This is a genomic window from Burkholderia ubonensis subsp. mesacidophila (assembly GCF_002097715.1).
Taxonomy (GTDB): Bacteria; Pseudomonadota; Gammaproteobacteria; order Burkholderiales; family Burkholderiaceae; genus Burkholderia; species Burkholderia mesacidophila.
The window spans coordinates 302,357-319,675 of sequence record NZ_CP020739.1 but is presented as its reverse complement, the minus strand read 5'-3'; the positions used below and the strand labels follow the sequence as shown (position 1 = coordinate 319,675).

General features: G+C 64.6%; 15 protein-coding genes and 1 riboswitch. Of the genes, 10 read left to right on the top strand and 5 right to left on the bottom strand.

Annotation, left to right across the window (positions count from 1 at the left end):
• The first annotated feature begins 57 nt into the window (after positions 1 to 57).
• The 4 genes from B7P44_RS33750 (at position 58) to B7P44_RS33735 (ending at position 4,529) form a co-directional block, all read left to right on the top strand.
• Positions 58 to 828, top strand: coding sequence for a response regulator (locus tag B7P44_RS33750; protein ID WP_084910365.1), 771 nt, complete (start codon positions 58 to 60; stop codon positions 826 to 828).
• The gene (locus tag B7P44_RS33745; protein ID WP_084910364.1) at positions 825 to 1,913 is read left to right on the top strand and encodes an ATP-binding protein; all 1,089 of its coding nucleotides are present in this window, start codon (positions 825 to 827) and stop codon (positions 1,911 to 1,913) included. The genes B7P44_RS33750 and B7P44_RS33745 overlap by 4 nt, the downstream gene beginning before the upstream one ends.
• Positions 1,914 to 2,372: 459 nt before the next feature.
• Positions 2,373 to 2,966 carry a hypothetical protein gene (locus B7P44_RS33740; RefSeq protein WP_133118007.1) on the top strand — a complete coding sequence of 198 codons (594 nt, stop codon included), beginning with the start codon at positions 2,373 to 2,375 and terminating at the stop codon, positions 2,964 to 2,966.
• Positions 2,967 to 3,509: 543 nt separating this feature from the next.
• Positions 3,510 to 4,529 (top strand): extracellular catalytic domain type 2 short-chain-length polyhydroxyalkanoate depolymerase, encoded by a 1,020-nt coding sequence (locus B7P44_RS33735; RefSeq protein ID WP_084910362.1) that lies wholly within the window; start codon positions 3,510 to 3,512, stop codon positions 4,527 to 4,529.
• A 52-nt stretch (positions 4,530 to 4,581) separates the two neighbouring features.
• Here the strand turns inward: B7P44_RS33735 and B7P44_RS33730 are convergent, their stop codons facing one another.
• The gene (locus B7P44_RS33730; protein ID WP_084910361.1) at positions 4,582 to 5,133 is read right to left on the bottom strand and encodes a glutathione peroxidase; all 552 of its coding nucleotides are present in this window, start codon (positions 5,131 to 5,133) and stop codon (positions 4,582 to 4,584) included.
• A 130-nt stretch (positions 5,134 to 5,263) separates the two neighbouring features.
• Positions 5,264 to 7,810: an EAL domain-containing protein gene (locus B7P44_RS33725; protein WP_084910360.1), complete on the bottom strand. Its 2,547-nt coding sequence runs from the start codon at positions 7,808 to 7,810 to the stop codon at positions 5,264 to 5,266.
• Positions 7,811 to 8,699: 889 nt separating this feature from the next.
• Here B7P44_RS33725 and B7P44_RS33720 point away from each other — a divergent pair.
• The 3 genes from B7P44_RS33720 to B7P44_RS33710 all read left to right on the top strand — a co-directional run bounded on the left by B7P44_RS33720 (position 8,700) and on the right by B7P44_RS33710 (position 11,432).
• Positions 8,700 to 9,605 (top strand): LysR substrate-binding domain-containing protein, encoded by a 906-nt coding sequence (locus B7P44_RS33720; RefSeq protein ID WP_084910359.1) that lies wholly within the window; start codon positions 8,700 to 8,702, stop codon positions 9,603 to 9,605.
• A 132-nt stretch (positions 9,606 to 9,737) separates the two neighbouring features.
• A complete protein-coding gene (locus tag B7P44_RS33715; RefSeq protein WP_084910358.1) occupies positions 9,738 to 11,024 on the top strand; it encodes an MFS transporter in 1,287 nt (428 codons plus the stop codon).
• A 72-nt stretch (positions 11,025 to 11,096) separates the two neighbouring features.
• Positions 11,097 to 11,432 (top strand): H-NS histone family protein, encoded by a 336-nt coding sequence (locus B7P44_RS33710; protein WP_084910693.1) that lies wholly within the window; start codon positions 11,097 to 11,099, stop codon positions 11,430 to 11,432.
• A 454-nt stretch (positions 11,433 to 11,886) separates the two neighbouring features.
• Here B7P44_RS33710 and B7P44_RS33705 read toward each other — a convergent pair whose 3' ends face one another.
• Positions 11,887 to 12,747, bottom strand: coding sequence for a LysR substrate-binding domain-containing protein (locus tag B7P44_RS33705; RefSeq protein WP_193834340.1), 861 nt, complete (start codon positions 12,745 to 12,747; stop codon positions 11,887 to 11,889).
• A 106-nt stretch (positions 12,748 to 12,853) separates the two neighbouring features.
• Here B7P44_RS33705 and B7P44_RS33700 point away from each other — a divergent pair, with 106 nt between their 5' ends.
• Both B7P44_RS33700 and B7P44_RS33695 read left to right on the top strand, forming a co-directional pair.
• Positions 12,854 to 13,453, top strand: coding sequence for a LysE family translocator (locus tag B7P44_RS33700; protein ID WP_084910357.1), 600 nt, complete (start codon positions 12,854 to 12,856; stop codon positions 13,451 to 13,453).
• A gap of 39 nt (positions 13,454 to 13,492) precedes the next feature.
• A riboswitch (ZMP/ZTP riboswitch) is annotated at positions 13,493 to 13,578 on the top strand.
• A 131-nt stretch (positions 13,579 to 13,709) separates the two neighbouring features.
• Positions 13,710 to 14,852 carry an aminodeoxychorismate synthase component I gene (locus B7P44_RS33695; RefSeq protein WP_084910356.1) on the top strand — a complete coding sequence of 381 codons (1,143 nt, stop codon included), beginning with the start codon at positions 13,710 to 13,712 and terminating at the stop codon, positions 14,850 to 14,852.
• Between the two features lie 37 nt (positions 14,853 to 14,889).
• On the opposite strand, the gene B7P44_RS33690 is transcribed toward B7P44_RS33695, so the two are convergent.
• Both B7P44_RS33690 and B7P44_RS33685 read right to left on the bottom strand, forming a co-directional pair.
• Positions 14,890 to 15,102: a hypothetical protein gene (locus tag B7P44_RS33690; RefSeq protein ID WP_084910355.1), complete on the bottom strand. Its 213-nt coding sequence runs from the start codon at positions 15,100 to 15,102 to the stop codon at positions 14,890 to 14,892.
• A 34-nt stretch (positions 15,103 to 15,136) separates the two neighbouring features.
• Positions 15,137 to 16,156 (bottom strand): alpha/beta hydrolase family protein, encoded by a 1,020-nt coding sequence (locus B7P44_RS33685; protein WP_084910354.1) that lies wholly within the window; start codon positions 16,154 to 16,156, stop codon positions 15,137 to 15,139.
• Between the two features lie 147 nt (positions 16,157 to 16,303).
• Between B7P44_RS33685 and B7P44_RS33680 the strand changes: the two genes are divergently transcribed.
• The gene (locus B7P44_RS33680) at positions 16,304 to 17,239 is read left to right on the top strand and encodes a LysR substrate-binding domain-containing protein (RefSeq protein WP_084910353.1); all 936 of its coding nucleotides are present in this window, start codon (positions 16,304 to 16,306) and stop codon (positions 17,237 to 17,239) included.
• The last annotated feature ends 80 nt before the right edge of the window (positions 17,240 to 17,319 follow it).

Genomic DNA, 17,319 nt, shown 5'->3' with positions numbered 1-17,319 from the left:
CACGCGGCAGTGTGCGTGCGCCCGATGGCGTTTCTTCTACGGTAGTATGGAGATTCGATGGAGCTGCCGAATGGATGCAACATAGTGGTCACGTCCGCCCCCCCCCAGCCGCCCGGCGCGGCACATCATGCCCAACCCTTGATCCTCATTGCCGAGGACGAGCCCGAGATCGCGGACATCCTCGCCGCCTACTTCGCGCGCAGCGGTTTTCGCACCGTGCACGCCGCCGACGGGCGCCGCGCGCTGGATCTCCACCTGTCCGTCAAGCCCGACCTCGTGCTGCTCGACGTGCAGATGCCGCACGTCGACGGCTGGAAGGTGCTGACCGAGATCCGCCACCGGGGCAGCACCCCGGTGATCCTGCTGACGGCGCTCGATCAGGACCTCGACAAATTGATGGGACTGCGCATCGGTGCGGACGATTACGTCGTCAAGCCGTTCAATCCCGCGGAAGTCGTCGCGCGCGCGCAGGCGGTGCTGCGCCGGTCGATGTCCGCGTTGCACGACAGCGAGCAGCGCGTGCTGCGCGTGCCGCCGCTGGAAATCGATCTGGACCACTACGAAGCCGTGGTGCAGGTCGGGCAGCAGCGCCATGCCCTCACGCTGACCCTGACCGAGTTCAAGTTGCTCACGCAACTGGCGCGCGCGCCCAAGCGCGTGTTCAGCCGCGCGGAACTGATGACCGCCTGCCTGCCGGAGGGCGACGCGATGGAGCGGACCGTGGACAGCCACATCAGCAAGCTGCGCAAGAAGCTGGAGGATCTCGGCGTCAAGGGCATCCCGTGCAGCGTGCGCGGCGTCGGCTACAAGCTGTGGAGCGTCGAATGAAGCTGGAGGGAATGAGCCGCCAGATCGCGCTGTCGATGGCGACCATCGCGTTCGGCGTGGCGGCGCTGCTCATATCGACGTCCTATGTTTTTTACTTTCTGACATTCCGTTACTGGCCCAAGCTATGCGCGCAAATGGGCTGGGTGCCGACCGGGCCGGAGTGGGCGTGGCTGATCACCACCACGCTGCTCGGCCTCGCGCTGGCCGTTCTGATGGCGATCAGGCTGGCGCGCCGCATCCTGGTGCCGCTCAACTCGGTGGCGAACGGCATCCGCCGCGTCGCGCAGGGCGATCTCGACGCACGCGCGGTCGCGGGCGACCGCTCGCTGCATGAAGCGGCGCTGCTGGCCGACGACTTCAACGCGCTCGCGAGCGAGCTGCAACGCGTGACCGCGGAGCGGGCATTCTGGAATGCCGCGATCGCCCACGAGCTGCGCACGCCCGTCACCATCCTGCGCGGGCGGTTGCAGGGCCTGGCCGACGGGGTGTTCCCTTCGGATGAATCGCAGTTCCGCCGGCTGCTGACCCAGGTCGAGGGTCTCGGGCGGCTGATCGAGGACCTGCGCGTGGTCGGCCTGGCGGAAAGCGGCCATCTGAACCTCCAGGTGCAGGAGGCCGACTTGGCCGCCGACGTCGAGGCCGTCGTCGCGGTGTTCGACGACGCGCTCAAGGCGGCGGGCCAGCACGCGGTGCTGGACCTGGACGAGCGCCCCATGCGCTGCGACCCGGTCCGGATCCGGCAAGCGCTGCTGGCGCTGCTCGAAAACGCGCGGCTGCACGCGGTGCCCGGTGCGATCCGCATCCGGACGCGCGTCGAGCAAGGGCGATGCCATCTGAGCGTCGAGGACGATGGCCCGGGCATCCCCGCCGACTTCGCGCCGCACGTGTTCGAGGCGTTCAGGCGGGCCGACGGTGCGCGCTCCGGCAAGGGCACCGGCCTCGGGCTGGCCGTCGTGGCGGCCATTGCGAATGCGCACGGCGGGCAGGCGGCGTGCCGTCCGTCCGCGAGCGGCGGCACGGTGTTCGAATTGCAGTGGCCCGACGATCTGGCGTCGGCGCGGATGCCGGAGCGGGTTCAAGGCTGAAGGCGGTGCGTCTGCCGGACTGGCTTCGAAGTCGCTGAAACGACGCCACATCCATCATGCGCTCGGTCGACGAAGAGAGTGAGGCCGGGCACCGGTCCTGCACAAACGCCGGGTGGTTCGATATGGGCGCCCGCGAGATGGGAAGAATCTGTTGGGTTCGGTGTATGAAGCGCGATTTAAAGCCTCGCGTCCCATGTCTGGGTTAAAGCCGCAGCCCAAAGTGATCGCTCGACAATTGCGGGGAATCGCCAACATTCGCTGCTTGGGGCTGACCATCCTCGCGGATCCGCCCTGAAGAGGTCGCTAGGCCTTCGGCGTGTGCGTCGGGACTCCATTCGGCTCAAGTTCCCGTTGCAACGGCCGTAAGACCAAGGTACCGCTTTACGTTCAAGCCCACCCTTCCCGCTTCCGGCGAAGGACGAACGGCGCACCTGATTTGGGTGACCGAAGCCCCGACATATGATGTCCCAATCGTGGATTGCAGTGCTCGGTGCTTTCGCGAAGATCTCGCCAATCCCGACCAATCCTCATTTCGCGCCACACAAAGACATGCGTCACACCCGCTTGCTTCTCGCTCTATTGACTTGCGCCACTTGCCTGATCACGCCACCGGCATTTGCGCAAAACGCTGACATGACGGAAGAAGAATTGAGCCGCATGACCGGCATCGATCCACTGTGGGTCCACATCACCCCCTGCCTCGCAAATTCAATGTTTGAACAGGGCCTAGCGAGGCAACGGGCGGACGGCGTAACCCTTAACCAGTTGCGTGCGCAATTGGCGGATCAAATGGCAAGCAATCCCGAAATCGACGGAATCATCGTCAGGTTCTATGGCATCAAAGAAGCCGCGATTCCAGACGAAGTTCGACAAAGGCATGATGCCTGCGTCGCGAAGATAGTCGGCGCTCCGGTCCAGCGCGTCGACGCATGTTACGTACGCAACTACGCTCCATACCTGCAAATCTTGTTTGGCGCGCATCCGCAGGCGGCGGACCAACTCGGCACAAGAACCGCTTACATTGCATGCCTGAAGGCATCAAAGGGAGAATGACCACCTCCAAGATAAAGTGGTCCGATATGTCGAACGCTGACGAAACGGCACTGCGCGTGACATAGAGCATATCCGCTGTTCAATCGACCTCATCATTCCGCCACTCCGGATCATGCGGCCGGTGAAGGACGAATCACCCGATGCGATTTCCAGCCCGCACCCATCCCGACACCGAATACGAACGATCGTCGCACCTGTCAAAGCAAGCAGGTGCCTCAACAATCGTTTTTCATGCACAGTCCTCGCGGGGGATTGCCCCCGCTTTCCACCGTCCGGCGTGCGTGACAACCCGGCTGCGCGCGGCAACTTCGGCACGTCTCGCGCGCCGCCTCGAAACCGTCATCCATGCGATGGCAATATCCTCAGCCGGACAAGCCGGCCCGCGTGCCCGGGCCGGCCGCCGTCCGGCGCTTCGATGCGCCGCTTCAAGATTCACGCAATCGTATCTGCTTGTGTCGTGACAAACGCAGCAGCCAGGCATTCGACTGCTGCGCCCATGAACGCTTCGTGCATTCGAACCCTCGACGAAACAGGAGTATTGCCGTGAAATTCCACCGCACCCTGACGGTTGCCCTGCTCGGCACCGCGTTGTGTTCCCGTCTCGCCTTTGCCGTCGATCCGCTGCCCGCGCTGGGCGCCGATCCCGCCCATACGTCGGTCTCCGGGCTGTCGTCCGGCGCGTTCATGGCCGTCCAGTACCAGGTCGCCTACTCCGACTCCGTGATCGGCTCGGGGATCGTCGCCGGCGGCCCTTACTACTGCGCCGCCGGCAAGCTGGCCAACACCAGCAAATGCATGGGAATGCTTCCGGGCGTGCTGCCCAATCCCGCGCGATTGCTGCGTGACGCAAAGAACTTCGCTGCGCGCGGCGAGATCGATCCGCTCACCGGCCTGCAGAACGACCGCGTCTACGTGTTCAGCGGCACCAAGGATACGGTGGTGCATCAGCGGGCCGTCGACACGACCGTATCGTTCTTCAAGGACGCCGGCGTGCCGGCCGACAATCTCCAGTACGTGAAGACGGTCCCGGCCGGACATGCGCTGATTACGCCGAATTTCGGCAACAACTGCCCGATCACGGCCGCGCCCTACATCAACCATTGCACGGTCGACAAAGAAAGCTATGACCAGCCGGGCGCGCTGCTGACGTTCATTTACGGCACGCTGAAGCGGCCGGCCGACCAGCTCACCGGCAAGATCATCGCGTTCAACCAGCGCGAGTTCGCCGGCGCCGCGACCGGGATGGCCGAGCAGGCCTATGCGTACGTGCCGCAGGCGTGCACGCAGGGCACCGCGTGCCGGGTCCATGTCGCGTTCCACGGCTGCAAGCAATCGGCGAGCGTCGTCGGCGACGACTTCTACCAGAAGACCAGCTACAACCGCTGGGCCGACACCAACAACATCGTGGTGCTGTATCCGCAGGTCGACGCGTCCACCCAGCCGAACAACCCGCAAGGCTGCTGGGACTGGTTCGGCTATACCGGCAAGGATTACGCGGTGAAGGCCGGCGTGCAGATGGCCGCCGTGAACGCGATGATCGGGCGGCTTACGTCGAAGCCCTGACGCGGTAGCGTGAACGCATGCGCCGCGCGGTTGCGGCGCATGCGGGTTGCGCTTACTGCGCGCGCGCCAGTTCGGCGTCGATCGCGGCGACGAGCGCGGGGTCGTCCGCGCCGACGTTCGGCGCGAAGCGCGCGACCACCTTGCCGTCGCGGCTCACCAGGAATTTCTCGAAGTTCCACAGCACGTCGGGCGCCGGATTCGGCTCGATCCCGTACCCCTTCAGCCGCTCGCGGAACGGACCGTCGCCCGTGGCCTGTGGCTGCGCCTGCGTGAGCGTGCGATAGAGCGGATGCTGATCGTCGCCGACGACCGAGATCTTCGCGAACAGCGGAAACTTCACGCCGAACGTCGCGCTGCAGAATGCCTGGATTTCGTCATTGGTGCCCGGCTCCTGGCCCTTGAAGTTGTTCGCGGGGAACGCGAGGACTTCGAGGCCGCGTGCGCGCTTGTCTTCGTAGAGGGCTTCGAGGCCTTCGTATTGCGGCGTCAGCCCGCATTTCGACGCGACGTTGACCACCAGCAGCACTTTGCCTTCGAACGGGCGCAACGTGGTCGGGGTGCCGTCGATGGCGTTCACGGGGATGTCGTAGAGGGGCGAGGTCATGTGCGAGTCCTTGCGGTTGGGGGAGACAGTGACGTTTGCGGGAGCGGCGCGTACGGTGCTGCGGGGAAATCGTAGCAGGACCGGGAAAATCGCGCCGAGGCCGACCGCGCAGCGATCCCCCCGCACGCGCTCACTCGGCCAGCAGTTCCGCCCCGCAATCGTCTCCGGCTGCCTCGCGGCCTTCACCGCGGCCCTGCGAAATCCCGACCAGCTGTTCGGCCGGCTGCGGCCGCGCCAGCAGGAACCCTTGCACCTGGTGACAGCCGATCTCCTGCAGAAACGCCAGCTGCTTCTCCGTCTCCACGCCCTCCATGACGACGTCGAGACCGAGCGCGCGCCCCATTGCGACAATCGCGCGCACGATCGCGTCGTCCGGGCTGTCCGTGCCGCAGTCGGCGAGAAACGACCGGTCGATCTTCAGCGTATCGACCGGCAGGTCCTTCAGATACACCAGCGACGAATAGCCGGTGCCGAAATCGTCGATCGCGAGGCTGATCCCCCGGGTCGCCAGCTCCCGCAGCAGAATCCCGATTTCCTCGCGCGTGTTCATCGCCATGCTTTCGAGCAATTCGAGCTGCAGGTATTCGGGCGGCAACGCGGTCTCGCTGAGAATGGTCGTCAGGTCGGCGAGGAAGCTGTCGGCGAAGCACTGCCTCGCCGACACGTTCACCGCGATGCGGCCGAACTCGAAGCCCTCGTCGAGCCACCGGCGCGCCTGCCGGCAAGCTTCGCGCAGCACCCACTTGCCGATCGGCACGATCAGCGCGGATCGTTCCGCGAGCCCGATGAAGTCGCCCGGCGGCACGAGCCCCTTGTGCGGATGCAGCCAGCGCAGCAGCGCCTCGACGCCGACGATCCGGCCGCTCGTCAGATCGTATTGCGGTTGGTAGAAGAGACGGAATTCGTTCTGCTCGAGCGCGCGGTGCAGTTCGCCGAGCGTTTCGAGCTGCTCCATCGCCGACGACGTCATCTTGCTCTCGAAGAACTGGAAGACGTTCCTGCCCCGGCTCTTCGCGCCGTACATCGCCTGATCCGCGAGCAGCATCAATTGCTCCGCCTCGGTGCCGTCGTCGGGATAGATGCTGATGCCGATGCTCGGCGTCACGAAGATCTCGCGGCCGCCGATGTCGATCGCCCGCCCCACTTCATCCAGTAGCTTGCGCGCGATCCGCCCGACGTCGCGTACATCGTCGAACTCCTCGAGCACGAGCGCGAATTCGTCCCCGCCCATGCGCGCCACCGTGTCGCTCGCGCGCACGCCCGCGGTGATCCGGCCGGCCACCACCTTCAGCACTTCGTCGCCGGCGCTGTGGCCGAGCGTGTCGTTGACGAGCTTGAAGCGGTCGAGATCGAGATACATCACCGCGACCTTGCGGCCGCCCCGCTTCGCCTGCACGATCGCATGCGCCAGCCGCTCCTCGAACAGCGTCCGGTTCGCGAGGCCGGTGAGCACGTCGTGCGTAGCGAGATAGCCGAGCCGTTCCTCCGCCTGGCGCCGCTGAGTGATGTCGGAGAAGATCGCCGCGTAGTGCGAAATCTTGCCGTCGTTGTCGCGAATGCTGGTGATCGTCAGGTATTCGAGGAACAGCTCGCCGGTTTTCCGCCGGTTCCAGATTTCGCCTTGCCAGTGGCCGTCGGTCGTGAGCGCATGCCATAGCTTCTGATAGAAGTCCGGCGTCTGGCGGCCCGAACTCAGCAGGCTCGGGTCGCGCCCGACCACTTCGTCCTCCGTGTACCCGGTCAGGCGCGTGAACGCCTGGTTCACGCGCTCGATCCGGGCGTGCCGGTCGGTCACCATGATGCCCTCGAGCGCCGATTCGAACACCCGGTCCGCCATGCGCAGGTTGAAGCGCGCGAGGCCGAGCGCTTCGTCGCGCTCGCGCAAGGCGCTGCGAAGCTCGTTGACGTATTCGTGCTCGATGCCCTGCAGGACGTCCGCAAAACTGAGCAGCCCGGTGAGGGCGCCGTCGTCGTCGCGAATGCCGACATGGCGCATGTTCTGCTGCATCATGTAGCGGTGGGCCGCATACAGGCTCTGCTTCGTGGCCAGCATCTGCAGCGGCTTGCTCGCGTGCTCGCCGACGGCACCCTGCAAGCCGCCCCCCGCAATCAGCCGGACGATGTCGCGCTCGGTCAGGATGCCGTGCTCGCCATCGTCGTAGGCGACGAGGACGGCATCGAGCTTCTCCACGCGCATCCGCGCGACGACCTCATGCAGCGCGACATGCTCGGGCACCGTGACGGGCGAATGAACTCGGATCGATTCGATCGGCTTCAGGCGCAGGAAGAACTCGGCCCCCTGGTTCACCACGACGTCGGTCTGGGTCAACACGCCGATCGCCGCGCCGTCCCTGACGACCACGAAGTGACGGACGCCCGACTGCTTGAACTTCACCGCCGCTTCACCGAGCGGCGTACTGGCCTCCAGCGTCAGCACCGGGCTGCTCATCACTTCGCCGACCGGCCGGTCGAGCGCCTGCGGGCTGTCTCCAGCCGCCAGCGCGTCCTGCTCGGTCCAGATGCCGACGACCTCGCCTTCCTCCATCACGACGATCGAACTGCAACGCTCGGCGAATATGCGCCGGGCGACCTCGCGCACCGGCGTGGTGCGCGTGCAGGAAAGTATCGGACGCGCAACGAGGCGCGCAACGGGAACATCGTAGTTGCTCGGATACATGCTCAGACCAAAGACAGTGAACCCTCGTCGGCGAGCTTCGGTCCGGCAGCCGGCGGGCTGGCGCGTCGCGGCAAGCGGTGTGCGCTCGCACGTGCCGTCGACGGCTGCGGATCCAACGACCTCGCAAACAGGAAAAATTGACCGATCGCTCGGCGCGTCGCGGCGGCGAACACGGCACACTGGCCTCGATGGCGCATTTGACGATCCCGTATCAACCTGGTCCACGCCTCGGGTCGCAAATACCCTGAGGGGACCATCTCGGGTTAACGACAGGTTCGGAGAAGAGTTGAGTGCCGCGACGACGGCGGGCATGGGTGCCGCGCGCCGGCAGGTCGATCAGCGGCGATGGCATTCCCTCGTCCGACGACGGACTCGTCGAACAGGTAAATCGTACCGACGATTGAAAAGCGTCGTGCCCGGGAAGCAACAAAGGTCGCGTAAATTCAGCGAATTGACCTGTATAACAAATGGCATTGCCGTGTCGTCAATTTACGGCATCTCGATAATTCAATATTTTTAAATATTAAAATAAAATATTTATCTTTTTTATACACTCTCGCGCATCTTGCCGCACCATTCGCCGGCATTATGAAGTGCCGACGTAGAGTATGCATTCAGGATGATTCGCATCAACGGTCCTTGATTATTCGGACCCGTTCCGATAGCGTGCCGCACACCGACAAGAAACACATTACCCGGCTGTTTCATTCATCGCGACATACCGGGTTTCGGAGGAAGCCGACCTGTTATCGGTCGACGGCGACAGGAAGCTCCTTCGAAGAACGCTTCGTCTGAACGACCATTTTTTCGATCGCTGAAAGACGTGCCGTCAAGCGCCTGGATACGCTTGCGATCGCACGTCGGTCAATCCACGCCTTATGGAACGAGCATGAGAATTCACCCGATTCCGCCTCTGCAATGCCTTGTCTTCTTCGATGCCGCCGCCCGGCATGGCAACTTCACGCGCGCAGCCGAGGAACTGAACGTGACGCAAGGCGCGGTCAGCAAGCAGGTTGTCAAGCTGGAGAGTTTTCTTGGCATGCAGTTGTTCGTGCGAGACGCCAAGGCGCTGCATTTGACGCGCGCCGGGCAAGCCTATGCCGACCGGATTCACGACATGCTCGTTTGCTGCTCGGAGGCCACGGCGCTCGTCATGAAGGAGCCGACGCCCCATAGCATCACGATTGCATGCGCAGCCGGCACGGCCAGCATGTTCCTGACTCCTATCATTGCCGAATTCAGCCGCGAGTTTCCGAGCGTGGCGGTCCGCATCCTGGTGCGGGAGGGCGTTTTCAACCTGAATCCTGCCGAATTCGACATCGGCGTCTATTACATTCGCGATGCGCCGCCCCCCGGCATGAGCGGCATTCGCGTCATCGAGGAAGAGGTGCACGCCTATTGTGCGCCGGACTACCTGGGTCGCCGGCGCGTATTGCCGCACGAATTGATGAGTTCGACATTGCTGGTCGCGGAGGAACAGCAGCGTCAATGGATGAGTTGGCGCGACTGGTTTCATCTATGCGACAGCGAGATCACGTACAAGCCATTGCGTACGATCACCGCCAATAGCTATCCGGTATTGCTGCAGCTTGCGGTGCGAGGCCACGGCGTCCTCCTCGGCTGGAACCAGATGATCACGCCATTGGTTGAAAGCAATGATCTGGTGCTGGCGTCGGATGCAAGCGCAAGCTTCGGCGGCGCGTATCAGCTGGTCTGGCCCGATGATCGTCGCGATACGGCAGCCGTGGCGCGATTCCGGGAGTGGTTGCTGAAGCGGATGCCTCGAAAACGATAACCAGGCATTCCAGAAACTCGGCCTTGCCGGAAAAAATTTCAGAGTAACTAATCAGGAAAAACCCGTACCATTGGCTGCGCCGCTGTTTATTGCCAATGGCGCCATAACATCAAAATCCGAGGGCACAAGAATATGGAAACCACCGTTGGCTTGCACGAGAGCAGGCGCGACTCCACCGCACAGGAAAGGACCAAGGCCGTCGTCGCCGTCATCATCGGAAATGGATTCGAGTGGTTCGATTTTATTTCCTATGGCTTCTTTTCCGTCATTATTGCGAAACTGTTCTTCCCGACCTCGGACGACAACCTGTCCCTGCTGCTGTCCGTTTCCACGATCGGCGTCGGATTTTTCATGCGGCCGGTGGGCGGCATCATCCTCGGCGGCATGGCGGACAAGATCGGGCGTCGTGCAACCCTGGTGATCACGATAACGCTGATGACGATCGGCACGGCGCTGATTGCTTTTGCGCCGACCTACAAGGACGCCGGCATTTTCGCGCCATTGATGATCGTGTGCGCGCGCCTGCTGCAAGGCTTTTCCGCCGGCGGCGAAATGGGCGGCGCCACCGGATTTCTGAGGGACAGCGTGCCCGCCGGGCGACTGGGCTATTACACCAGCTGGATTCAGGCGAGCATCGGATTTGCGATCATTCTTGCGTCGGTTCTGGCGGTCGTGCTCGTCAAGTACCTGAGCGTGGATCAAGTCGAGTCATGGGGGTGGCGCATTCCGTTCCTGATCGGCTTGTGCCTGGGGCCGCTCGGCATCTACATCCGCAACCAGGCGCATGATTCCACGGAGGACGTTTCCCGCGTTCGCGAGCGCACGCCGGTGATCGAGATTGCGCGTCGGTGGAAGAGCGAAACGTTGATCGGATTCGGTCTGGTGATCTTCTGGACCGTTTGCTCATACGTCCTGCTGTTCTATATCCCCACGTATGCAACGAAGGTGCTGCACCTGCCGGCATCGACGGGGTTTATCGCCGTGCTCGTCGGGGCGTCGATCGTGCTTTTCGTCACGCCCGTTTTTGGCCATCTTTCCGATCGATACGGACGGCGCCGGTTTCTCATGGGGGCGCTCGTCATGGCCATCGTCGTTGCGCACCCGATGTTCAAGTTCCTGAATGCGAGCCCCGGGCTGCATTCGCTGCTGCTGTTCCAGGTTGTATTCGGGCTTGTTATCGCGTGCTATGAAGGGCCGATCCTCGCTGCGTTGAGCGATACGTTTCCGCGTCAGATCGTCTCCACGGGCATTTCGATTTCGTACAACCTTGCCGTCATCACGTTCGGCGGCTTTTCCGCAGCCATCCTCACCTGGGCGATTGCAGCAACGCAGAACAATCTTGCCCCGGCGTTTTACGTGATGGGAACCGCTGCCCTCAGCTTCATCGCAACGGTATGTTGGACCCCGCGCAAAGACTGAACCGATCATGCGAGCGGAACATCTCGTCGAATTCAATGATCAGGGATGGACATTTATATAGGCGAAGTAAAAATGAGCGAACTGAATTCTGAAACCTATCGAGAGCTCCGGGCCAGATTGAAGTCGGTTGAGGAAGCGGCCGAGATTGCACGGAAAAAGGAAGCAGCGGACGCGATCAAGGCAATACGCCAGACCGTCTTTCAGTACGGCATTTCCGCGGAAGACATCTTTGGCCGGGCAAAACCGAGCGGTGGTCGCGGGAAATACCGTGGTTCGGTCGCCCCGAAGTACCGCGACCCTGAAACCGGCGCGACGTGGTGTGGTCGAGGCAGACCGCCTCTGTGGATCGCGGGCAGGAGCCGGGACCCGTTTCTGATCACTCGGCAACGTGACCGCGGCGCGAGATGACCGATCTCTTGCAGAGGTCCCGACCGAGTTCATGCGAATGGTCGCCGAGATAGCCCTGCGCTTTCCGGCGCAGGCACCTACTCGGCCTCAGGTGCCTTAGGCGCGGCTGTATGGCCGTGTCCCGTCTGTGCTGGGTGGCCTTTAGTACCAGCCGATGGTTTCAGGCGATTGCTTGATGGCAATCGCCTTTTTTCTTGGTCGAGCCCATCCGGGTTGATTGGGTAAGGCAACGGTTTCTTATCCGGTCATCGAGCAGAGCCGTCACAGGCAATTCGCGTTGGCACGCTCGCGCTGATGACCCTTTCCAGAACGGCGTGATCCGGTGCTTCCTGCCCCGGGCAGGTGGCCTTTGTGCAGTTTCTCATTGGGTATCCGGCCTTGGTTCCTGTCCGCGACGGCATGCGGCACAATCGGCGCAAATCCACCGGATTTCGATCACCGGGACGGACGCCAATCACGCCGCCTGCCGCCCCAACCCCTCTTTCAAACACCGCGCCAACTCCCCCACCGCCGCCGACCCCTGCCCCCGCGACACATGCAGGTTGATCGCGAACCCCGGCAATTCAGGCAACCCGCTTTCCGACGGCAGGACATCGAGCCCGTCCGGAACCGTCGACGCCAGCCAGGCCGTCACCGCCAGATCCGAGCGCACCGTCGCCGCCGTCGCATCGATGCTGCCGTTTTCGAACACGGTCCGCCACGCTCGCCCGCGTTCGCGCAGCGCATCGAGCACCACCTGCCGAAACCCGCAAGTCTCATCCACCATCGACACCGGCAGCGGCTGCATCCGGTACGCGCTTCCGCCGCGCGCGCCGACCCACACCAGCCGATCCACGGCAATGCATTCCCCGCGCGACGCGCCCGCCGGCTCCTCGATCAGCGCCACGTCGATTTCCCCGCGCTCGAGCGCAATCATCAATGCCGGCGAAGCCGCACACGTCAGCGCAAGCTCCACCTGCGGATGCGCCTGCGCATAGCCCTTCAGGATCGGACCGAGGCGCGCGCCGACGAGGTCCTGCGGCGCACCGAGGCGAACCACACCGTCCACCGCGCCCGCCGTCATGTCCGTCCACAACGCATCGTGAACGTCCAGCAGGCGCCGCGCGTGCCCCAGCATCCGCTCCCCCGCCGCGGTCAGGCGCAGGTCGCGATACTCGCGAACGAACAACGGCCCGGACAGCGCCTCGAGCCGCGCGATCTGCTGGCTGACCGCGCCTTGCGTCAGATGCAGCACGTGGCCGGCAGCCGTCATGCTGCCGCGGTCGGCGACCGTGACGAAGGCGCGGAGCAAAGCGATGTCGAGATTGCGTGGCATCCCGGCATTATGGCGGCTAATGGCACGCATCACGAACATTCGCTGTTTCAACGCGCGGCACGCGGGTAAAAAAGCAGATCGTCATCTTCGACCGCCGGGAGACCATGTGCCGCTTCACGATTACCTGCCGCTGTTCCTGTTCGTCATCGTCTCCACCGTTACGCCGGGCGGCGCAACGACCCTGGCGACCGCATCGGGCGCCCATTTCGGCTTTCGGCGGTCGCTGCCCTACATGGCGGGCATCGCGGCGGGCCTCGCGTCGATGGCCGCCGCCGCGGCCGCGGGGCTCGGCGGCATCATGCTGGCGATCCCCGCGCTGCAGCTCGGCATGAAAGCGATCGGCTCGTGCTATCTGGTGTGGCTCGCATCGCGCATCGGCCGCAGCGGCGCGCCGCGTCTCGACGCGCATCTGCGCAAGCCGGCCGGCTTCGCGAGCGGCGTCTGGATGCTGTGGCACAACCCGAAGGGATGGGCGATGACGCTCGGCGCGGCCGCATCGTTTGCAGCGCTCGCGCCCGGTCCGCTTCGACTGGGCGTGTTGCTCGGCTGCGCGTTCGGCGTCGCCGCCATGGCGTCGCTGTCAGTGTGGTGCGCCGCCGGGCTGCTGTTCGCCCGGCTGCTGCGAACCGATCTTCAATGGCGGCTGCTCAACGGGATGCTGGCGCTGCTGCTCGTCATCTCGATCATCCCGATGTGGCTGCCGTAGCGAGCGGGACGCAATGGTATCCCGGAGTATGAGAGAATCCGCGCGTCGCGTAACTGGCGCCACGAGATAGAACACTATCGGGAAGCGCGACGTGATTCGTCTTGCCGCGCGCCTGGGCCTATTTCCCTTTGAACCATTCGACGGTCAGGAATATGCCCACCCTCTCCCGCTCCTCCGATTGCCTCCCGATTTCCGGACCATGCTGCTCGACCATGCATCTTTCAGGAGCCGGCACACTCGTCGCGCGGGAAGTTTGATGGTTACCTGTCGCTTTGAAGATGCCATCCGGGGCAGCGCCCTTGCGCTGCATGGATTCGTCAAGACAATATCCGCCAGGACAGCAGACGAGCTGCCGCAAGCCATCGCCGATATCGACAAGGCACAGCAAGAAGGGCGCTGGATCGCTCTCAAGCTCGCCTATTCCCTCGGCGAGTGGCTCGAACCGGCGTTGAAGGAAGGCAGTGCGCATGCGACGGACAACGCCACGCCTCGCCTGACCGCCCTCGTCTTCGAGAGCGCGTCGAACGAGCCCGCGTGGCAATCCCTGCCGGTCCACCGATCCAGCCGCATTCTCAGTGCTCGCCCGAGAATCGGTTTCGACGAATACCGGGAAAAGATCTCGGCCATCAAGCGCTCGATCGAGAATGGGGATGTCTACCAGATCAACTACACGCTTCCGGTCGACGTCAGGTTCGACGGTGACCCGGAGTCGCTCTATCGCAACCTGATCAATCTGCACCCGGTATCGCACGCAGCCTATATCGACGACGGCGAGTCGTATGTATTGTCCTTCTCGCCCGAGCTTTTCCTGTCCCGCTCCGCAGGAATCCTGACGAGCCGTCCGATGAAGGGCACCGCTCCCCGGCATCGGGATCCGGAAGAGGACCGGATGTCCGCGCGCACGCTGCAGGCAAGCTCAAAGGACCGCGCCGAGAATGCGATGATCGTCGACCTGCTGCGCAACGACATGGGCAGGATCGCCCGCACCGGCTCGGTCACCGTCGAGAAGCTGTTCGATCTCGAACGCTACCCGTCCATCTGGACGCTGACTTCGACGATCAACGCGGATATCGGGCACACCGCGTTCTTCGACGTGTTGCGCGCACTCTTCCCGTGCGGCTCGGTCGTCGGCGCGCCCAAGATCGCCGCCATGCGCCGCATCCGGCAACTTGAAATGGCGGATCGCGGCCTCTATTGCGGCAGCATCGGATGGATGGCGCCCAACGGGGATTTCTCGCTGAACGTTGCCATCCGGACGCTCGTGCTGGAAAGCAATGGCGCCGGCGTGTATGGCGTCGGCGGCGGCGTGGTGTTCGATTCCGAAGCGGAGCTCGAATGGCGCGAATGCCAGTGGAAATCCCGCGTGCTGGGCGACGTGTTCGGCGAAGGCTGGACCTGACGATCCCGACTACCGGCACCCCGGTACGCGCTGACCACTACTCCGACGCAGGCGGCGTCGACACCAGCCGCGACACGACGTCCCGCCCCTGAACCGACAGCCGCACGCGCGCGTGCCCGCTCGCATCGGCGTCGAGCTGCACGAGGCCGCGGCCGAGCAGCGCACGGACCTCCGGCAGCTCCCCGTCCAGCCGGCACGGCGTGCAGGCCAGCACCATCAGCGCGGCGATTTCGTGTGGACTCAGCAGCAAACCCGCTCCTCGTTCGGCAGGGCAACCCGCCCGCTCACAACAGCACGATCTGATGCTCGACCGCCGGCTCCGCATCGGCCTGCCTCGGCGCGTCGCGCTCGGACACGATCCGGCCGGGCGTTGCCGGCGCGAGCGTCCCGGTCTTCAGCCAGCCGAGCGGAATCGGCCACAGCGTCGATTCGAAGCGGCTATGGAAGAACGCGAAATGGCCGATGCTGTCGACGCCGATCGAATCCGGCGGAATCCGCAGATGCACGACGCTGCTGCGCGTGAAATACCGCAGCAGCCGTTCGATCGCGGCAATCGTGCCGAACGGGTCGTCGGTGACGCTCGCGGCGAGCACCTGCGCGCGCATCCCGGCGAAGCGGCGGACGAGTGCGCGGCGCTGCGCGTCGTCGCGCGCGATCGGCGCGCGCCGGTAGGTGTCCTCGAAATCCGGCCGGCTGCGGCTCCACGACAGCGCGACGCCCTTCGGCGTGTCCTCCATCCAGCCGAGACGCTTGGCCGGAAAGTAGCCGAACAGCGCGGTCAGCGCCGGCATCACGACATGCCACTTCCACAGCATCGCGAGCTTGCTGCGCGGCGCGTAGTCGCGCCAGTGCGCGTACTGCGCGCCCATCGTGAACACGCGGCGCACCAGGTGGTTCGACGGCGCGAGACCGGCGACGAAGCCGCCGATGCTGTGCGCGACCACGTCGATCGGCTGGCCCGGAAACTCGGTGAGCGCATAGCGCAGCACCGCCTCGAAATCGCGCTCGCCCCAGTCGAGCCACGTCGCGTCGAGCCGCGCAAGCTGCGCGGGCCGCGATTCGCCGATCCCGCGGTAGTCGTACACGATCGCGTCGTAGCCGTGCCGGTGCAGGTAGGCGGCAAACCGGAAATAGTAGCGGCAGCGCACCGACGTCGCCGCGTTCACGATCACGACGGGCCGCGGCTCGCCATCTTCCTGGCCCGCGCGATGGCGCCAGACGAAGCCGTTGATCGGATAGCCGTCGGCCGCCGTCAGCGCGATCGATTCCGGCTCGGCGATGCTCGTGTTCTTCTTATCGCTCATTCGAAAGTCTCCACATGCCCGAGTGTCATGCGTGTCGCACCGCCAAGACCGCGCACGACCCACGCGAATACGCCACATCGCCTATTTCACTTGACTGGGCGGTTTCGCTCAATCAATCTTCTTGCATCTCTCGCATGAGGAGCGCGCATGGCAGTCCCTCTCGTCCGGCTACCGTCGCTCGATCTGGTCCGCGGCTTCGTCGCGGTCGGCCGACGCATGAGCATCACGCTCGCGGCCCAGGACCTCTGCCTCACCCAGTCGGCGGTCAGCCGTCAGGTCAACGCGCTCGAGGAAGCGCTCGGCGTGCGGCTGCTGAACCGCGGCTACCGCGCGATCACCTTCACCGCCGAAGGCGAGCGGCTGTTCCGCGCGGCGGATGGCGCGGTGCAGCAGATGCAGGAGGTCGTCGACCTGCTGACGCATCCGAAGACCCGCCAGCCGGTCACGGTCACCGCGAGCATCGGCGTCGCCGCGCTGTGGCTGCTGCCGCGCCTCGGCAACCTGCAGCGCCGCCATCCCGACATCGACCTGCGGGTCGCCGCGACCGACCGGCTGCTCGACGCGCGCACCGAAGGGATCGACCTCGCGATCCGCTATGCGCCGCCGAGCGGCGCGCCGCCGGGCGCGATCCACCTGTTCGACGAGACGATCGTGCCGGTCGCGCATGCGTCGCTCGGCATCACGATGCTCGACGCGGACACCGTCGCCCGCCACGTGCTGCTCGAATTCGACGGCGCGCGCCGGCCGCTGCTGCAATGGTCCGATCACCTGAGCGCGCTCGGCCTCGACGCGCTGCGGCCGCGCGGCATCCTGCGCTTCAACCAGTACGACCAGGTGATCCAGGCGGCGCTCGCCGGCCGCGGGATCGCGCTCGGCCGCCGCGCGCTGATCGAGCCGCTGCTCGCGGACGGCCAGCTCGTCGCGATCGGCGGCGCGCCCGCGGGCCGCACCTCCGGCCACGCGTACTGGCTGTGCCAGGCCGACGAGACGCTGCGCGCCGACGTGCGCGCGGTGGTCGACTGGATCGTCGACGAGGCCCGCACGGCCGCGGGCAACGACGCCGCGCCGTCGCCCGCCGCATAGCATTCCGGCGAGCCACGCCCGCTCGCCCGCCCCCTGAGACCTTCGCGCACTCCGCGCCGCGCCGCCAACTACCAAAGCTG

Excerpts from the sequence above, each read along its gene's own strand:
- B7P44_RS33750 (WP_084910365.1), top strand. The coding sequence starts at position 58 with ATGGAGCTGCCGAATGGATGCAACATAGTGGTCACGTCCGCCCCCCCC.
- B7P44_RS33745 (WP_084910364.1), top strand. The coding sequence starts at position 825 with ATGAAGCTGGAGGGAATGAGCCGCCAGATCGCGCTGTCGATGGCGACC.
- B7P44_RS33740 (WP_133118007.1), top strand. The coding sequence starts at position 2,373 with ATGATGTCCCAATCGTGGATTGCAGTGCTCGGTGCTTTCGCGAAGATC.
- B7P44_RS33730 (WP_084910361.1), bottom strand. The coding sequence starts at position 5,133 with ATGACCTCGCCCCTCTACGACATCCCCGTGAACGCCATCGACGGCACC.
- B7P44_RS33725 (WP_084910360.1), bottom strand. The coding sequence starts at position 7,810 with ATGTATCCGAGCAACTACGATGTTCCCGTTGCGCGCCTCGTTGCGCGT.
- B7P44_RS33720 (WP_084910359.1), top strand. The coding sequence starts at position 8,700 with ATGAGAATTCACCCGATTCCGCCTCTGCAATGCCTTGTCTTCTTCGAT.
- B7P44_RS33715 (WP_084910358.1), top strand. The coding sequence starts at position 9,738 with ATGGAAACCACCGTTGGCTTGCACGAGAGCAGGCGCGACTCCACCGCA.
- B7P44_RS33710 (WP_084910693.1), top strand. The coding sequence starts at position 11,097 with ATGAGCGAACTGAATTCTGAAACCTATCGAGAGCTCCGGGCCAGATTG.
- B7P44_RS33705 (WP_193834340.1), bottom strand. The coding sequence starts at position 12,747 with ATGCCACGCAATCTCGACATCGCTTTGCTCCGCGCCTTCGTCACGGTC.
- B7P44_RS33695 (WP_084910356.1), top strand. The coding sequence starts at position 13,710 with ATGGTTACCTGTCGCTTTGAAGATGCCATCCGGGGCAGCGCCCTTGCG.
- B7P44_RS33685 (WP_084910354.1), bottom strand. The coding sequence starts at position 16,156 with ATGAGCGATAAGAAGAACACGAGCATCGCCGAGCCGGAATCGATCGCG.
- B7P44_RS33680 (WP_084910353.1), top strand. The coding sequence starts at position 16,304 with ATGGCAGTCCCTCTCGTCCGGCTACCGTCGCTCGATCTGGTCCGCGGC.